At 39.4% G+C, this 18,061-nt stretch carries 13 protein-coding genes; 7 read left to right on the top strand and 6 right to left on the bottom strand.

Going from position 1 to position 18,061, the window contains the following annotated elements:
• Positions 1-146: 146 nt before the first annotated feature.
• Positions 147-1,148, bottom strand: a complete 1,002-nt coding sequence (locus B2V22_RS05370) for an IS30 family transposase (protein ID WP_290490931.1) — start codon at positions 1,146-1,148, stop codon at positions 147-149.
• Between the two features lie 130 nt (positions 1,149-1,278).
• Between B2V22_RS05370 and B2V22_RS05365 the strand changes: the two genes are divergently transcribed.
• Positions 1,279-3,615 (top strand): ATP-binding cassette domain-containing protein, encoded by a 2,337-nt coding sequence (locus tag B2V22_RS05365; RefSeq protein ID WP_290490930.1) that lies wholly within the window; start codon positions 1,279-1,281, stop codon positions 3,613-3,615.
• A gap of 436 nt (positions 3,616-4,051) precedes the next feature.
• Here the strand turns inward: B2V22_RS05365 and B2V22_RS05360 are convergent, their stop codons facing one another.
• Positions 4,052-4,813 (bottom strand): gamma-glutamyl-gamma-aminobutyrate hydrolase family protein, encoded by a 762-nt coding sequence (locus tag B2V22_RS05360; RefSeq protein WP_290490929.1) that lies wholly within the window; start codon positions 4,811-4,813, stop codon positions 4,052-4,054.
• A gap of 199 nt (positions 4,814-5,012) precedes the next feature.
• Between B2V22_RS05360 and B2V22_RS05355 the strand changes: the two genes are divergently transcribed.
• The 4 genes from B2V22_RS05355 (at position 5,013) to B2V22_RS05340 (ending at position 9,824) form a co-directional block, all read left to right on the top strand.
• The gene (locus tag B2V22_RS05355) at positions 5,013-5,255 is read left to right on the top strand and encodes a hypothetical protein (RefSeq protein WP_290490928.1); all 243 of its coding nucleotides are present in this window, start codon (positions 5,013-5,015) and stop codon (positions 5,253-5,255) included.
• Positions 5,204-6,088: an iron-containing alcohol dehydrogenase family protein gene (locus B2V22_RS05350; RefSeq protein ID WP_290490927.1), complete on the top strand. Its 885-nt coding sequence runs from the start codon at positions 5,204-5,206 to the stop codon at positions 6,086-6,088. The genes B2V22_RS05355 and B2V22_RS05350 overlap by 52 nt, the downstream gene beginning before the upstream one ends.
• Positions 6,089-6,501: 413 nt before the next feature.
• Positions 6,502-8,202, top strand: coding sequence for an arginine--tRNA ligase (gene argS / locus B2V22_RS05345; RefSeq protein ID WP_290490926.1), 1,701 nt, complete (start codon positions 6,502-6,504; stop codon positions 8,200-8,202).
• Between the two features lie 323 nt (positions 8,203-8,525).
• Positions 8,526-9,824, top strand: a complete 1,299-nt coding sequence (locus B2V22_RS05340; RefSeq protein ID WP_290490925.1) for a uracil-xanthine permease family protein — start codon at positions 8,526-8,528, stop codon at positions 9,822-9,824.
• Positions 9,825-9,911: 87 nt separating this feature from the next.
• On the opposite strand, the gene B2V22_RS05335 is transcribed toward B2V22_RS05340, so the two are convergent.
• On the bottom strand, positions 9,912-11,123 hold the full coding sequence (locus B2V22_RS05335; protein ID WP_290490924.1) for an O-antigen ligase family protein: 1,212 nt from the start codon (positions 11,121-11,123) through the stop codon (positions 9,912-9,914).
• 205 nt (positions 11,124-11,328) lie between these two features.
• On the opposite strand from B2V22_RS05335, the gene B2V22_RS05330 reads away from it, so the two are divergent.
• Together B2V22_RS05330 and gorA are read left to right on the top strand one after the other, a co-directional pair.
• Positions 11,329-12,036, top strand: coding sequence for a dihydrolipoamide dehydrogenase (locus B2V22_RS05330; RefSeq protein WP_290490923.1), 708 nt, complete (start codon positions 11,329-11,331; stop codon positions 12,034-12,036).
• Entirely contained in the window at positions 12,015-13,367 is a 1,353-nt protein-coding gene (gene gorA, locus B2V22_RS05325; RefSeq protein ID WP_290490922.1) for a glutathione-disulfide reductase, read from the top strand. Before B2V22_RS05330 ends, gorA begins: the two co-directional genes overlap by 22 nt.
• Before the next feature lie 116 nt (positions 13,368-13,483).
• Here gorA and B2V22_RS05320 read toward each other — a convergent pair whose 3' ends face one another.
• From B2V22_RS05320 to B2V22_RS05310, 3 genes are all read right to left on the bottom strand, one after another.
• Positions 13,484-13,831: a hypothetical protein gene (locus B2V22_RS05320; RefSeq protein WP_290490932.1), complete on the bottom strand. Its 348-nt coding sequence runs from the start codon at positions 13,829-13,831 to the stop codon at positions 13,484-13,486.
• Positions 13,809-15,122: a DUF1576 domain-containing protein gene (locus B2V22_RS05315; RefSeq protein WP_290490921.1), complete on the bottom strand. Its 1,314-nt coding sequence runs from the start codon at positions 15,120-15,122 to the stop codon at positions 13,809-13,811. Before B2V22_RS05315 ends, B2V22_RS05320 begins: the two co-directional genes overlap by 23 nt.
• A 202-nt stretch (positions 15,123-15,324) precedes the next feature.
• The gene (locus tag B2V22_RS05310) at positions 15,325-18,039 is read right to left on the bottom strand and encodes a cation-translocating P-type ATPase (protein WP_290490920.1); all 2,715 of its coding nucleotides are present in this window, start codon (positions 18,037-18,039) and stop codon (positions 15,325-15,327) included.
• Positions 18,040-18,061: the final 22 nt, after the last annotated feature.

The raw sequence follows: 18,061 nt of genomic DNA, 5'->3' as shown, positions 1-18,061 counted from the left end.
GTCCTATTTGACGAAGAGCCATTTTTAGGGTAAAATATACTTGTGGCATTGCAATGTTATCAAACTTTTATACAATAAGACACTTTGTCCTATTTTGTGCTAGCCATGAAAATGAATATACTATAAGCTATTAAAGCCTTAAATTGTCAAATTAAGTGCAACACAGTTTTATAAAAGATTTCATAAGGTGTTTTCCAATTCAAACATTTTTTGGGACGTGTATTTAATTTCGTTGCCCAACCTTGTATCTCATCATCAGTTGCATCTGTCAAATCAACACCTTTCGGTGAGTACTCTCTAAGGAGTCCATTTGTATTCTCATTAGATCCTCTTTGCCAAGGGGCATGAGGATCTGGAAAATAAATTTGCGTATTATTTAATTCCTCAGTCAATCGGGCGTGTTGACTGAATTCTTTACCACGGTCAGGTGTAATGGTTTTACAAAAATTAGAATCAACACCTTGTAGTAATTTAATCATTTGGTCAACTACCGGCTTAGAAGCTTTCTTCTCAGATTTACCGATTAGTAATAACCTAGATTTTCTATCAACTAGCGTTACTAAGCACGCTTTACCAGTTTGACCTGCAACTGTATCTGCTTCCCAATGACCAATCTCAGTTCGTTTATTAGCGCTATCTGGTCGTTCATGAATCGTATTGGAGATAGGGATCTTTCCTCTTCTCTCTACGTGATTTTTAGAATGGCGTGTTTTACCTCTGTGTCTTAATTTACGGATAGCGCCTCGATTACCGGTTGATAAACCAGGCTCATCGAAGTCGCCACGATAAATTGCACGATAGATAGTATTGTAACTGATTTTATTTTTGGGATTTTCAAGGTTCAAACGACCAGAAATCTGTTCTGGAGACCATTGTTCGTTGAGAAATAGTCGTTTGACCAACTGGAAAATAGAGTCTTTATCTAGCGTGCGATGTCTGCCACATAGTTGTTTTCTACGTTTATACTCTCCATGAGCAGTTGACGGTGAATAACTGCCATCCTTGTTTGAATTACGATGTAATTCTCTTGAGATAGTCGATTTAGAACGGTCCAGGGTCTCGGATATATGGCCGATAGTTTCGCCTTGTTCATACATTAGGAATATTGTTTCTCGCTCATTCATGGTAAGATGTGTGTATGGATTCATAGCTTTCTCCTTCTAATAGTTGGTTAGTACATCTATTTTATAGGAAAACTATGGATCTTTTTTTATTTTATTATTGTTGTTGCACTTAAATTGTAAATTCGTCGCAGAAAAAAAAAGGAGTTTTATATAAATGCTTGAATTAAAAAATCTCAAGAAAACGTATGAAGTGGGCGATACGGTAACGCATGCCTTAAATGATGTATCGATGGCTTTTAGAAAACAAGAATTCGTTGCTATCTTAGGGCCTTCAGGTTCAGGGAAAACGACACTTTTAAATGTGATTGGTGGTTTAGACCAGTATGACTCTGGTGACATGGTGATCAACGGCCAGTCAACTAAAAACTTCAAAGACCTAGATTGGGACGCTTACAGGAATAATTCAATCGGATTCGTTTTCCAGTCATATAATATCATCAGCCATTTAGATGTCTTATCCAACGTGGAATTAGGGATGACTTTATCTGGTGTGGCGAAAGAAGAGAAACGGGAAAAAGCGAAAAACGCCTTGATACGTGTGGGCTTAGAGAAGCATATGCACAAGCAACCCAACCAATTATCGGGTGGACAAATGCAACGTGTAGCCATTGCGCGTGCCTTAGCCAATGATCCGGATGTCCTATTATGTGATGAGCCAACAGGGGCTTTGGATTCTGAAACAGGCCAACAAATTATGGGCTTGATTCAAGAACTAGCCAATGAAAAACTCGTGATTATGGTTACCCATGATAGCGAATTAGCCCACCAATACGCCAACCGTATCATCAATTTTAAAGATGGTGAAGTGGTTAACGATTCAAATCCATACGACAACGAGGATGCAGATGCAGTCTTGGATATGCGCCGTACTGGTATGTCTTATTTAACTGCTTTAAACCTATCTTTTAAAAATATCATGACCAAAAAAGGGCGAACCTTTATCACGTCCTTCGCTTCAAGTATTGGGATTATTTCAATTGCGGTTGTCCTATCTCTATCAAACGGTTTCCAAAAGCAAATTGATTCAACCCAGGCCGAAACGAGTGCTCAATTCCCGGTAACCATATCACAAGTCGCCCAAGATGCCTCTAATTTCACGCTATCAACTGAAGAAGAAACGGAATACCCAGAGGGCAATACCGTGATTGCCAACGAAGACCCAGCTTCAGCTGGTCAACATGAGAATGACATTACCACTGATTTAGTTGAGTACGTGAAGGACATCGACCCAGCCTTGACTGAGGCTTTAAACTATACTTATTCTGCCCAGTTGAACCTTTTACGCGATGTAGATGGGGAAGTTGAGCAAGTTGCCTTTTCTAATTACGCTCAAGATTCAGCTACCGGTGACATCCAAAGTTTCTATGCGACATCATCAGGTATGGGGGCTTCCACCTTCCCGGAGGCTACTTCTGGCGATGAGAATGCCTTCTTATCGGAAAACTACGACGTGCTTGCAGGAGAATTACCATCTGAAGAAACGGATATTGTTCTAGTAGTTGACGAATACAACAAGGTCAACTTAAATGCTTTGAATAATCTAGGATTCGACTATGGAAATGGCGACGAAATTACCTTTGAAGACATCATCGGTACCCAAGTAGTGGTCGCTTCAAACGACGCTTACTATCAAGAATTACCAACTGGTACATACATGCCAAACCAAGATTTAAATGCTATTTACGATAACGAGAACAATCAGACATTACGTGTATCAGCTGTTATCCGGCCAAAAGAAGATGCCACTATGGCGATCTTAACTGAAGGGATCAACTATTCAAACGCTTTGACTGAAACAGTGATTGAAAATAATCAAAATTCAGCTATCGTTCAAGCACAAAATGATAGCGACAGTTCAGTTCTTACAGGCGAAAGTTTAGATGAAGCTGGTAAAGAACAAGTCTTAACTGCACTTGGCGCAAACGCAATCCCGTCATCTATCATGATTTACCCTAAAAACTTTGAAACGAAAGATGACGTTCTTACCTATTTAGATGCATACAACGAAGGCAAATCTGAAGATGAGAAGATCCTTTATACAGATTTAGCGGGTACCATGACTGAATTAACTGGCGGTATTATGGACGCAACAACTTACGTTCTAGTTGCCTTTGCCGGTATCTCGTTAGTGACTTCAATGATTATGATTGGGATTATCACCTATATATCAGTCCTTGAACGTACTAAAGAAATAGGTGTCCTTAAAGCCTTAGGTGCTCGAAAAAAAGACATCACCCGTGTATTTGACTCTGAGACTTTAATCCTAGGTGTACTTTCTGGCTTAATTGGTGTCGGGACTGCTTACTTATTAACATTCCCAATCAATATGCTGATTGAACCCTTAACAGACCTTAAAAATGTAGCCATTTTAGACCCAGTACATGCCGTTGTCCTATTGATTATTTCAACTGTTTTAACAGTTATTGGTGGTCATATTCCAGCCCGGATGGCAGCGAAGAAAGACGCCGCTGAAGCCTTGCGCGCTGATTAATGTTGTTTGCTTAATCTTAAGCAATTGTTAGCAAAACTTCGGATACTGTTTTACAAAAAATAAATACATCACAAGAACCACCTAAAGTAGGGACGCAAAACCCGTCAACTTTAAGTGGTTTATTTTTAGGTAGGTAGGTTGATTGCCATTGGTGTAGGTGTTATTGTCTTATTGGTGACAGAATTAGATAAATATTTCCATAAAAATAAAGTGAATAATTGACAAAAGTCATTTTAAATAAAAGAACTGCCGCTTTCTCTAAATTAGAGTGAGCAGGCAGTTCTTTTTTGCAGCTTATCTTGCTGTTGTATGCATTTACTTCTTTTATTAATTTTCTAGTTCAGCAGCAAAGTCTTCGTAGGTTTGATTAGCATCGATACCTTGTTGCCAGTACATTCAAAGCCAATTCACTAGAAAAAGAAAGCGTTTAATTTTATTAGAAATTGTTGAACCACTCAAATATTGGTAACATATTGTCTTCAATGTTATCTGTCATCATTTCCGGATGCCACTGTACCCCTAAAATATTATAGGTCGATTTGGACTTGTCCACTTCATAGGATTCAATGACCCCATCATTGGCCCAGGCTGTTGCCTTAAGTAGGGGTGATAGGTCTTCAATCACTTGGTGGTGATAGGTATTGATCAGTAGAGTTTTTGGATTATCAAACAGGTTGCTGATGATGGACTCTTTTTCCAATTGGATTGAGTGGTGCGGGAAGTGCATACGACTCCAATTCTGTATGTGCTGAACAGCATTTGCTTGACCGATGGGGTACTCGCTCAAGTCTTGATAGACGGTACCATTCAACAAAATGTTAATTAACTGGAAACCGCGGCATATAGCTAATATCGGGATATTCTTTTTGGTGGCAGCTTCAAATAGCGCCCGTTCCCAACGATCTCGTGGGGGATAGACACTTTGTAATTTAGGTGAAGGCTCACGGCTGTATAGTAGAGGTGAAACGTCTTGGCCACCGGTAAATACAAGCCCGTCCAATTTGGCAACATACTGCTCTGCCAAAGCTAAGTCTTCTTGTAATGGGATAATAATTGGCATATGGCCAGCCATAGTTAATGATTTACTATAACCATGCGGACTATAATCACGCATAAATTCATCCCAATCATGATCAAGTGCATTGTGGTTCCCCGTAACGCCTATAATGCGTTTATATGTGGATACTTTATTATTCATACTGTCACTCCAAACTTTGATTTCCAATCTATTATACCAACAAACACTGGGGTAGGGTCAACTTAGACTACTTTTTCAAGATGATAGCTAATAAGGATAACAATTGATAGCTAATCGGTACCCAAAATAGGAGGTCGATTCTTCGAATATTGATATGTTGAATGGTATATTAATTGCAATGAATTTAAGGAAGAAGGAAATGAATATGAGTATATCAGTGAATTTACCAAGTTTTACGATTGGGCCGGATGCCTATGACGATATTAAAAAATACGCAGGTTTTGCAGGAGAGAAAGTAGCCATCATAGGTGGAGAGACTGCTTTGGAAAAGGCTTTACCTAGATTGAAACTAGCGATTGAAGAGGCTGGTTTAATCATTACCGCCATTGAATGGTATGGGGCAAAGCTTCTTATTCAAACATTGACCGCCTCGCCGCTTTAGACCAAGTTCAAGCAGCAGATATGATTTTTGCGGTCGGTGGAGGGCGTGCCATTGATACTGGTAAAACAGTTTCAGCTAAACTTGAAAAGCCAATTTTCACTTTCCCAACAATTGCCTCAAACTGTGCGCCAACTTCAGTCGTTTGCGTCTTATACAATGACGACCATGAATCAGCGGGTTCATACCGGTTACATGCACCAGCCGTCCATTCATTTGCCGACTCAAGTATTATTGCTGAAGCACCTGAGCAATACATTTGGGCCGGAATCGGTGACGCGATTTCCAAAGAAGTGGAAGTATCTTTTTCAGCTGAAGGACGAGAATTAGCCTACAATAATACCATTGGTGTACATATTGTCCAGGGTGCTAACCAACGTGTCTTGAAAAATGGCTTAGCTGCACTTGAAGCTGCCAAAGCCCATCAGGAATCGCCTGCTATCGACAATATTTTATTTGAGATACTTGGGACAACTTCTTATACGTCAGTATTAGTAGATTACGACTATAACGGTCACTTTGCCCACTCATTCTACTACGGAGTAACTGTCTTACCTCAAGGGGAAAGACACTTGCATGGTGAAATCGTATCTTACGGGGTATTAATCGTTCTACAATTGGCTAAAAAATATGACGAATTGAAAGAAATTCGTGATTTCATGATTTCAGTGGGTTTACCAACGTCATTAAAAGCCTTAGAAATTGAAAGTGACGAAGATTTGAAAACGGTATTAGATAAGGCCTTTACCTTAGATCATATTCAAACATCACCATTTGAAATTAACCGTCAAATGGTTGAAGATGCTATTCAAGAAGTTGAAAAATTAAATCAATAATTTGATGCATCATCATTTATATAATCGAGTGTGGGCTGTGGCGAAATGCTGCAGTCCTTATTTTGGATTTTTGAGGTGGTGAGGGTAGGGCGGGTAAAGTAACTTTTGCAGTCGCTCCGTTAAACATGATAGAATGATAGCGATGAAGAAGAAGCTTTATGCATGTAAAGTCTTTTATATTTGGGGAAAAAGTGATACAATTGACTAATTGTAAAGCAGTTTTTTTACAAAGTGCCCGGTCCGTGCCAGTAGGCATTTAATGTGTTTGAATGTTGGTTCAGATTAATCAAGTAAACTAGCAAGGGACGTATAAATTCATGGATCGGCCTTCAATATATAAAATCAAAATAAGAGGCAAGTTGGCATCCGAATAAGTTGATGATTTGTCTTATTTTTCGAGAGGAGAACACTTAATGGACTTAAAAAATCAAGTTGCCCAAGTCATTAAATCGAGCATTGAAACTGAATTGACCTTGGAACAAATTCAAAATCTATTAGAAGTACCAAAACATGAGGGACACGGGGATATTGCCTTCCCATGTTTTATCTTTGCTAAGGAATTGCGTAAAGCGCCTCAAGCCATTGCACAGGACATTGCACCCCAAATTGAGGGTGCAATTGTAAACCGTGTTGAAGCAGTTGGCCCATACATCAACTTCTTCTTAAATCAAACATTGGTTACACAAGCAATCCTAACTGAGATTTATGAAGCAGGTAACCGATTTGGTGAATTAGCCATTGGACACGGTGAAAATATCACCATCGATATGTCTAGTCCAAACATTGCGAAACCAATGTCAATGGGACACTTACGTTCAACTGTTATCGGGAATGCCATTGCTAACATCACAACAAAAGTTGGGTTCAATCCAGTACGTATCAACCATTTAGGTGACTGGGGAACGCAATTCGGAAAGTTGATTGTTGGTTACAAAAAATGGGGATCTGAAGAAGCTGTTCGTGAAAATCCAATTCAAGAATTGTTGAAATACTATGTACAATTCCATGAAGAAGCAGAAGATGATGAAAGTCTTGAAGTTGAAGGACGTCTATGGTTTAAAAAACTAGAAGATGGTGATCCAGAAGCTTATGAATTATGGAAATGGTTCAAAGACGAATCATTAAAAGAATTCCAACGCGTCTATGATATCCTTGGCGTCGAATTTGATTCTTACAACGGGGAAGCATTCTACTCAGATAAAATGCCAGCTGTTATTGATGAATTAGAAGACAAAGGCTTATTAAAAGTCGATCGTGGGGCAACAATCGTTGATTTAGAGGCTTATAATTTAAATCCAGCTTTAATTAAAAAATCTGATGGGGCGACTTTGTATATCACACGTGATTTAGCAACAGCTATATACCGTAAAAATACTTATAACTTCAATCAATCACTTTACGTAGTAGGTAACGAACAAAGTAACCACTTCAAGCAATTAAAAGCTGTATTAGAGTTAATGGGTTATGACTGGGCTTCAGACATTAACCACATTCCGTTTGGTTTAATTACCCAAGACGGTAAGAAATTATCTACTCGTAAAGGGAATGTTGTATTGTTAGAAGATGTATTAAACGACGCCATTGACTTGGCCTTCAAACAAATTAACGAGAAAAACCCTGACTTAGAAAATAAAGAAGAAGTTGCCCACCAAGTTGGTGTTGGTGCTGTTATTTTCCATGACTTGAAAAATGACCGCTTAAATAGCTTCGATTTCAACTTAGAAGAAGTTGTGCAATTTGAAGGGGAGACTGGCCCATATGTACAATATGCCAATGCGCGTGCCCACTCAATCTTGCGTAAAGGAAACTTTGACCCAGCTAAGATCAGCGAAATGACAAACTTCAACCTAGATAGCGATGAAGCTTTCCAAGTATTGAAAGAATTGAATCGTTACCCAGATATCGTAGCTAGTGCATATGAAAAATACGAACCGTCTGTTGTGGCTAAATACTTATTAGCCTTATCTCAACAATTCAACAAATACTATGCACATACACGCATCCTAACAGAAGATGATCAATTACAATCCCGTTTAGCATTAGTATATGCCTTAACACAAGTGTTAGAATCTGGTTTAGCTATCCTTGGCGTACAAGCACCAAGCCAAATGTAACTTTTTGGGAGCTAGGTTGTTAAAACCGATTAAAAACAAAATATGTTTTCAATGGAGAAAGGTAGTTACTGCCTTTCTTCTTTTTTATTGACTTTTAAAGCATATTCTCCAAGAATTCTCATCTACCTTTAAAAATTCTTTACAAGTGTCTTGACTTTAGATGTCAAACCCTTATAATAATGAAAGCATAAAATCCTGTGAAGCATTGAGGGCGGGACCCAAGGTGTGACCACATAATGTCAATTGTGTTCTTAGGTCAATTTGCGAATGGCCTTTTTTTTTGGAAAAAATAGGGTAAAACAAATTTGAGGGAGATGTGAGTTATGGCAATTAAAGCGAAACCACTTTTATTAGATGTAGAGGAAAAACCGTCGTTCGCGAAAGGTTTATTATTGAGTTTTCAACATGTATTTGCAATGTTTGGAGCAACAATATTGGTGCCGATTCTTTTAGGGATGCCTGTATCTGTTGCTCTTTTTGCGAGTGGGATTGGAACGCTAATTTATCAAGTTGCAACTAAAGCAAAAGTACCCGTTTACTTAGGGTCATCATTTGCTTATATTACAGCGATGCAAATTGCAATCCAACAAATGGGTGGAGATATTTCAGCGGCCCAATCCGGTGTCATGATTTCTGGTATAGTCTACGTTCTTGTAGCGATTACGATTCATTTTGTAGGTACTAACTGGATTGATAAATTATTACCGCCAATCGTTATTGGACCTATGATCATGGTGATTGGTTTAGGTTTATCATCAAGTGCGGTAGCCAATGCAGGTTTCGTAGCAGAGGGGGATGTACGTAACATCGTCGTAGCGGTTGCTACCTTCTTGATTACAGCCCTAGTTCAAACTAGAGCAAAAGGCTTTTTCAAAATTATTCCGTTCTTAGTAGGGATTGTTGGCGGTTATATTGTAGCGGTCCTATTGGGGATTGTAGATTTTACACCAGTTATAGAGGCGCAGTGGTTTGAGTTGCCAGATTTATACCTACCATTTGAGACATCTCTATTTGAATCATATAATTTATACTTTGGTCCTGAAACATGGGCGATTGTACCTATTGTCTTAGTAACTATTTCAGAACATATTGGTGACCATACAGTGTTAGGTAAAGTTGTCGGCCGTAACTTCTTAAAAGATCCAGGTTTAAACAGAACCTTAATTGGTGACGGGGTAGCCACTGCAGTGTCAGCCTTCATCGGTGGACCAGCGAATACGACATATGGTGAAAATACTGGGGTGATTGGTTTAACGCGTGTGGCTTCAGTATCAGTTATCCGAAACGCCGCTTTTATCGCTATTATCTTAGCCTTCTTTGGTAAGTTTACTGCCTTGATTTCAACAATTCCAAACGCTGTAGTCGGTGGGATGTCTATCTTACTTTACGGAATTATCGCAAGTAATGGTTTGAAAGTCATGATTGAAGAGCAAATCGACTTTAACCAAGTACGTAACTTAATTATTGCGTCAGCAATGTTGGTTATTGGATTAGGTGGCGCGGTCTTAGACCTTGGTTACTTAACTTTCTCAGGAACTTCCTTATCAGCCATCGTTGGTATCGTGTTAAACTTAATCTTACCTGCAGAAGTGACTTTTCAAGGAGATAGAGACATTAAATAATTAAATAAAAATTATTAGCAAAACGGCGGTTGAGACTAAGCTATCTCAACCGCCGTTTTAGCGTTTATTGTTTTTCAAATGTGTTGATTAGTCTCTGGAATAGTCTTTATCCTCGCCTTGTAATTCTGGGTTAGTTTCAACTTCGTGGTACATGTTATGGATAGACAGAACAACAAATAAGAATAAGAAGGCTGTTTGCAACCAGAAAATGGTCAAGTCAAACATGCCGTGCAGGATAACGATACTACAGAAACTACAAATCAAGGCTAAGCGACGTCGTAAAATCGGATATTGCCGCATTTGGTGAATTTTCTTGCCTAACGAAATCAGCGAAGGTAATAATATACCTGTTCCAACGGCTCCGTATGATAGTAGGGTGTCTAAGACAATATTATGAGCATGTTGGGTGTACTTGTCCCCATAGTCTTGCCAGACATTGAGATATGTCAGCGGTCCTTGGCCGAACCAGAAGTTATCTCTTAAGCCTTTTAAGCCGATTTCCCAGATGACAAACCGGTCTTCAAAAGCAAACCCTAAGTCCTCAAATCTCGGAAGGAATCCTAATTTGATGGCAATCACTGTACCAATTGTAGCAGTTAGAAATGTCCCGACTGCTATTTTTTTATAACCCAATACGAAATAGAATACGAAGAGTGTCCCAATCACCACGAGTAGTGAGGTACGGGTTCCGGTATAGGTGATGGCGAATAGGTTGCATAAGGATATAAATAGGAAAACGAATTTCTTCCGGTATTTCGTCGTCCGCATCATTTTGTAGAGGCCGATAAAGAAGAAGAATTCTAACATCATGGCATAGTAGTTGGGGTTGGCAAATGTTGCTTCCGCCCGACCGTTATGGATACGGTTAATTTCTGGGGATATAAAACTGTAATCCCATTCTGGTACCCAATTTAAATATTCAAAGGTTGCGAATATAAAGATAATAAATGAGCCAATTAAGGCAATGTTCAACAATTCTTCAACGTAATAGGGTCGAATGACTTGCTGGTAATAGTTGAAATAGATGGCGATTGGTATAAATGCAATCGAAATCCCTAATCCTGCCCAGTTTTGAAAGATAAATGAAATCACTGTTGAATATGCAATAAATATCCATATTGAGGTGGGCACTTCTCGCTTAATGTAGCGCGGACCAAGTAAGCCTAACATGAATAAGAATATGAATATGACAGCGAAAGTGACTAAGGTCATATAAAATGGAAATAGGTTACTGATAAATAATATTGAGATCAGTAATGATTGAACTGGCCAGGTTAGTTGAGCTTCTGGTTTACTCACCAAAAGTGCACCTCCCTAATGTAATCATAGTTATCATTATAGCAACAATTCACGGAAAAAACACGGATAGGTCGCAATATTATTAGATTTTTAAGACCTTTCATTTATGGTTCGGGTAAGGTATGAAACCATCGTCTATAAGCACTATAATTAAAAGATTGTTGGAATAATGATATAATAAGATATATTGATTGGAGGGACGGATATGGAAAAACTCATTTGGACCGGACTTGATGAAAAGGCCTTTAGACCTTACAAGTCTTGGATCAACAAAGATAGTCCAGGTATCTGTGGCACCTATTGTGCGGCGGTATTAACCCATTTTACAGTGCTTCGGGATACCAACCACTGGATGGCTAAACAGGACTTGATTGATGCCTATAAAAAGGTTGTCGACGACTACCACATACATAGTGGGACTTTTTATTGGAATGTGGAAACAGGCTTAAATTCGGTATTCAATTTCGAAAATTACCGTGCGAAATCAGGCTTGTTACCTGATATTGAAGTACCTAAGTTAATTGACCAATACCAAGCACCAGTCATTGTAGGAACCTTAAAATATTTAGGTTCCGCCTACAAAAACCATTGGCTTCTAGTCTATGCCTACGCATATGATGAGCAAAACGACTTATATTTTAAAGCTTACGATAATCACGGTAAACACAATGCAGTCATTCCTGCTAAACAAACGAATGCCTATGTGTATTTAGAGCCGATCCAAGCAGCGACAAGAGAGCCGTCTACTGATGGAATAACAAATGATGTGGACGATTTTACGCATGATATTGCGATTGAAACCAATCAAGCGAGAAAAATATTTTTACAACGACAAGCTAAAGAAGCTGAAGAACGTAAGAAAAAACAAATTTTTGGAAAAGAGTGGGATGAATGGAAAGATATGATTATATAAGTATCGGTGGCGGGAGTGCCGGTATTGCATCAGCAAACCGTGCCGCTGAATACGGTGCTAAAGCTTTAATTATTGAGAAAAGAGACGTTGGGGGTACTTGCGTAAATAGAGGTTGTGTACCCAAGAAAATTTCTTGGCATGGGACTATGCTGAGAGATCAAATCAACGAGTATGGGTCTGCATACGGCCTAAACTTCACTGAAGAAGGACCAGTTGATTATGCAGCTTTAAAAGCTAATAGAGACGCCTATATTGACCGTGTCCATGGTGGCTATGCGTCAGGTTTTAAATCTCGTGGCACTCATTATTTAGCGGGTGAAGCCAAATTCATCGACAACCATACTGTAGAAGTTGACGGGGTCCAATACACAGCACCACATATCGCTATTGTGCCAGGTGGTCGTCCGCGTTTAATCGACCTACCAGGAATCGAGTTGGTGGACACTTCTGATGACTTCTTTGAATGGGAAACATTACCTAAGAGCGTTTTAATTATCGGTGCAGGTTATGTGGCAACCGAATTTGCTGGCGTATTAAATGGCCTAGGTGTCAAAACAACCCAAGCCGTTCGGCATGACCGTCCTTTAAGAGGATACGATCAAGCAATTATCGAAGTCTTAGTTGATGAAATGAAGAAAACAGGCATTGAATTGCTGACTGAAAGCGATCCTGAATCTATTGAACAATTGGCCGATGGTTCACTTCGTGTAAACTTTAAAAATGGGCAACATGCTGACGCTGAAAAAGTGATTTATGCAATCGGACGTACACCAAACACGGATAATATCGGTTTGGAAAATACAGATGTTGAATTAACAAAATCAGGCCACATCAAAGTGGATGACTACCATAACACGAATGTAGAAGGTTTATATGCCTTTGGTGACGTTATTGGTAAAGTTGAATTAACACCGGTAGCCATTATGGCTGGTAGAACCTTGTCAGATACAATCTTTAACGGTGCTGAACCTTATTTACTAGACTATAACACTGTACCAACTGTCATCTTTACTCACCCAGCAATCGGGGCGATTGGCTATTCAGAAGAGGCAGCCAAAGAAAAATTTGGTGCAGACAAGGTGAAGGTGTATACTTCAAACTTCACGCCAATGTATTCAGCAGTTTCAGAAAACCGCCAACCAGCCCGTTTTAAATTGATCACTCAAGGGCCTGATGAAGTGGTTGTAGGGGTTCATGGGATTGGTTATGCAGTAGAAGAGATGATGCAGGGATTTGCAGTTGGCGTTCGCTTAGGTTTAAGTAAGAAACAATTCGACCAAACAATTGCCATCCATCCGACAGGCGCAGAAGAATTCGTCACCATGCGCTAGGTTTAATAGAATACAAAATAAAGCGTCCATCGGGGATTACAAATCCTAATGGACGCTTTTTGCATGGATGTAAATAGGTTTAGATGCACATATATTCATTTGCTTTTGTTCAATTTTTAGTGATAAACGCGCTCTATATAGATTTGGAAGCCAGTCTCAGTTACATCAAAGGTAACGTAATCGATGGCTGCCGCTAAGATCTCTGTATTAAAAGTATCGTTTCGAATACCTAGTAAGTCTTCATAGTAATATTCAATTTCAGGTTGTCTTCTTACATTCAAATCATCTAGTTGATCGATGAAAGATTGGGGTAGGTTAGCTTTTTTGCCGTCGAACTTAATCACTGAAGTGGATTGTTTATCTGTCGCGATACATAGATCCATCTGATATTTGTAAATATTATATTTATCAAATAGATTCATGAATTCCGACACTATTCGGTTAACTTTTGCGTATTCTCTCATGTTCTTCAATTCTCTCCTTAATGACATCTAGAATAGGAACTAAAAAGGCAGCGATAAACCCGCCAGAAAAGCCATTATTATAAAGATTTAACCCAGCATGGGCATTACCCGTATTATTGACAACAGCAGCGTGTAGGGCACCAGCAATTAAGCCTGCGACCCAACCGTACTGTCCTGCAATTGGCGCTAGGGTGGTACCGAATAGGGCTGCAAGCAATGCGTTCGTAGAATTCGGATTGTCGATATGCATGGCAATTTGCATCAAGTAAATCCCTATCATAATCGGTATTATATTGAAAGGGTGCTTACCAAAAGCTGCAAAGCCCATAACAGTCAACACAGCACCGACAACAGCCCCCTCCAACTGACCGCCGACAACGTGGACGTAGGCAATGGTAATCCCACCAAGGATCCCCATATTCATCAGGATAATCGAGGTACCAAATTCAATCACAAAATCCGAAATTAATTGTCCGGAGGATTGTCGTATTTTCGAGAGACCTTTAAATGAGTAATCATTCAGAATGAATCCAGCTAAGAATAGGAAAAGCGAGAAAATGATGAAGAACCAGGTAACAACAGGACTAGAAACTTGCTTGGGTTGAATATCATAGGTCACAGGAAGCTCAAATACCCTCATGATAGAGGCGATCACTAAGCCGATAACACCAGCCGTAAAGCCGATATTGTACAAATTGAACCCCTGATGGAACCGTATGAAGGACGCTGAAACAGGATGGATGACAAACCCAATCGCTACCCCAGCCAAAATCCCAATCGGCATCCCCACATAAATAGGCAAGCCTTGGCCGAAAGTGATTAAGGAGACTACAGGGCTTAAGGCAGATGAAAAAAGGGCACCCAAAAGTAAGTTGGCAATCGGTGTATCTGAATATTTACTATAAAAGTAGGTACCGATTAGAAAGGGTATTGAATTGTAGAGGTTCTTCCCGAAGAAAGAAAAACCCATAACCGTTAATACTGCTGCTAAGATTGGCCCAGTAATTTTAGGTGAATAACGGTGAATAAAGAAAGTATTGGCTAAGGTTAAGGTCCCTGCATTGACAAAAGTCGCGCCAATGCCCCCAACTTCAAAGTAGTCTGTTATAAGATTACTTGGTGACAAAAGGATGGTCCTATAGCCCGTAATCAGTGAATTTGGGGCTTGGACACTTAGCCCAAAAAGAATAAATACTGTGGCAACTGTATAGAAAAACAGAGGTTTTATCTCCGTTTTTCCAAAGAATAGATCTAAAAAACGATGTACTTGTCTATTGATTGTTATACCCATTAAAAACCGCCTCAATTTATAGAATAGAAAAAATTTATTTGTATTTTAATATTAGCAAGAACAAGAGGGGTACACAAGCAAAAAATGCAAGAATAGGAAGATTAGGGACAAAATTTCTGGTATAAGAAAAGAGCTGCGAACGAAGTTCACAGCTCCTTTGTAACTATCACCAGTTAAGAATATGATATCGGGATCTAATTAACTATTTGTTTAATTCTGACCCAGCATCAAATTTTTCGTCCAAACCAGTAGCACGGATAATGAATTTACCGATTTCTACGTAAAGTACTACAGAAGCAGCAGCTAATAGAATTACTGTCCACATTTCCATAGCCATTGGGTCACCTAACAAGTGAACAGTACCGAAGGCATCGTTTAGACCTGGTACGAATACAGTAATTAACATTAATACTGTTGAAGCTAATACTGCGATGTTTAACCACTTGTTGTCGAATGGATTTGAAGCGAATAGTGACTTGAATACTGACTTAGAGTTGTAAGCATGGAACAATTGGATGAATGCCAATGTTAAGAAGGCCATAGCTTCTGCATCTTCCAATGGCACACCCATTTGGTAACGACCATACCAGAATACAAATAATGTTACAGCACCTTCATAGATACCTTGGTAAATAATTGATGGTAAAACACCATTTGATAATAAGTTACCAGAACGTCCACGAGGTTTGTGTTCCATTACATCAGATTCCGCTGCTTCAAGACCTAAAGCAATTGCAGGGAATGTATCAGTTACTAAGTTGATCCATAAGATATGGATAGGTTCTAAGATTGTCCAACCAAGCATTGTTGCAACGAATAAAGTCATCACCTCACCCAAGTTAGCAGATAGTAAGAATTGAACCGCTTTTTGGATATTCGAGAATACTTTACGACCTTCTTCGATTGCAGTGATGATTGTCGCAAAGTTGTCATCAGCAAGTACCATGTCAGAAGCGCCTTTAGAAACTTCTGTACCAGTGATACCCATACCAATACCAATATCAGCTTGTTTCAAAGAAGGTGCGTCATTAACACCATCACCAGTCATCGCAACAACTTTATCGTGTGATTGCCATGCAGATACGATACGAACTTTATGTTCTGGAGATACACGCGCGTAAACTGAGTATTGTTCAACATTTGCTGCTAATTCTTCATCAGTCATTTCGTTTAAGTGTGCACCAGTTGTAACTGCTTCTTCTTGACCTTCTTCAATGATACCTAAACGAGCTGCGATGGCTGCGGCAGTATCTTTGTGGTCACCAGTGATCATAACAGTACGGATACCCGCTTGTTTTGCAGTAGCGATAGAGTCTCTAGCTTCTGGACGCTCAGGGTCAATTTCCCCAACCATACCAGCGAAGATTAAATCATGCTCTAAAGTTTCTGTGTTGAATTCACTAGGTAATTCATCAATGTAACGGTAAGACATACCTAATACCCGTAATGCTTGGATTGCCATACCGTGGTTAGCATCTAACAATTCCTTACGAGCAGCTTCATCTAATGGTAAGATTTCGCCGTTGTTAACGTAGTGTGTAGATTTTTCAATAATAACGTCAGGCGCACCTTTAGTCATTGAAACGTATTTACCATGTGACTGCTCTTCGCCTAAAGTTTCGTGAACGGTAGTAGACATTTTACGATCTGAATCGAATGGTACTTCACCAACACGAGGTTGAACTTTGATTGTTTCACGAACATCGTAGCCTTTGTCGAAACCGAATTGAATCATTGCAGTTTCAGTAGGGTCACCAGCTAATGAACCATCTTTAGCGATTGTAGAGTCATTGGCCATATTCATAACTCGGAAAACAGGTTCATTATGGTCAATGTCTTCAGATGCATCGTGTAATTCACCATTGTAGTAAACTTTTTCGATAGTCATCTTGTTTTGAGTTAGGGTACCAGTTTTATCTGAACAGATAACTTCAGTACCACCAAGTGTCTCAACGGCTGGCAACTTACGTACCAAGGCACGACGGTCAGCCATTTTTTGAGTACCTAATGCAAGGATAATAGTTGAGATAGCAGGTAGACCTTCTGGAAGGGCGGCAACGGCAATTGAGATTGCTGTTAATAGCATTGTGATCCAGTCAAATCCACGTAATAAACCTAGGAAGAAAATAACAACGGCAATAATAACAATTGCGTAAGTTAGGAAACGAGTTAACCCGTTCATGTTTTCTTGTAATGGTGTTGTTTTACCTTCAGCGTTTTCTAACATCTCAGCGATGTTACCAACTTCAGTATCCATAGCTGTTGCAGTTACAATACCTTCACCACGTCCGTAAGTTACGTTAGTAGAAGAGAACCCCATGTTTAAACGGTCACCGATACCAGCGTCACCTTCAACAGTTGCAGTATCTTTAGTAACTGGTACAGATTCACCAGTTAAAGCAGCTTCTTCAATTTGTAATGAACTTGCTTTGAATAGACGTAAGTCGGCAGGAACAACGTCACCAGCTTCAAGGATTACAATATCACCAACAACGATATCTTGAGAATCGATTGCTTTAACTTCGCCATCACGACGAACGTTTGCTTTAGGTGAAGACATTTTCCTAAGAGAGTCAATTGCATCCTCAGCTTTATTTTCTTGAACAACACCCATGATTGCATTAATTAATACAACCGCGAGAATAATAATCGCATCTACTAAACCGTGAGTACCTTCTAAAACTAATGAAAGTGCTGCAGCGATTAATAAGATGATAATCATTAAATCTTTAAATTGATCCAAGAACTTTTGTAAGGTTGACTTGCGTTCACCTTCTTTAATTTCGTTCGGTCCGTTCTTCTCTAAGCGACTGGCAGCTTCAGCATCGGATAAACCTTCAGTAGAAGAATTTAATGATGTGAAGACTTGATCAGCATCTTGAGTGAAGAAAGACTGATTGTTCTTTTCTTCTGACATTAATCATCTCTCCATCCTTTAA

The sequence above is a fragment of the Aerococcus sp. UBA6277 genome (assembly GCF_002440555.1).
In the GTDB taxonomy this organism is placed as follows: Bacteria; Bacillota; Bacilli; order Lactobacillales; family Aerococcaceae; genus Aerococcus.
Note: the sequence above shows the minus strand (reverse complement) of the source record. Positions and strands in the feature narration are given on the sequence as shown.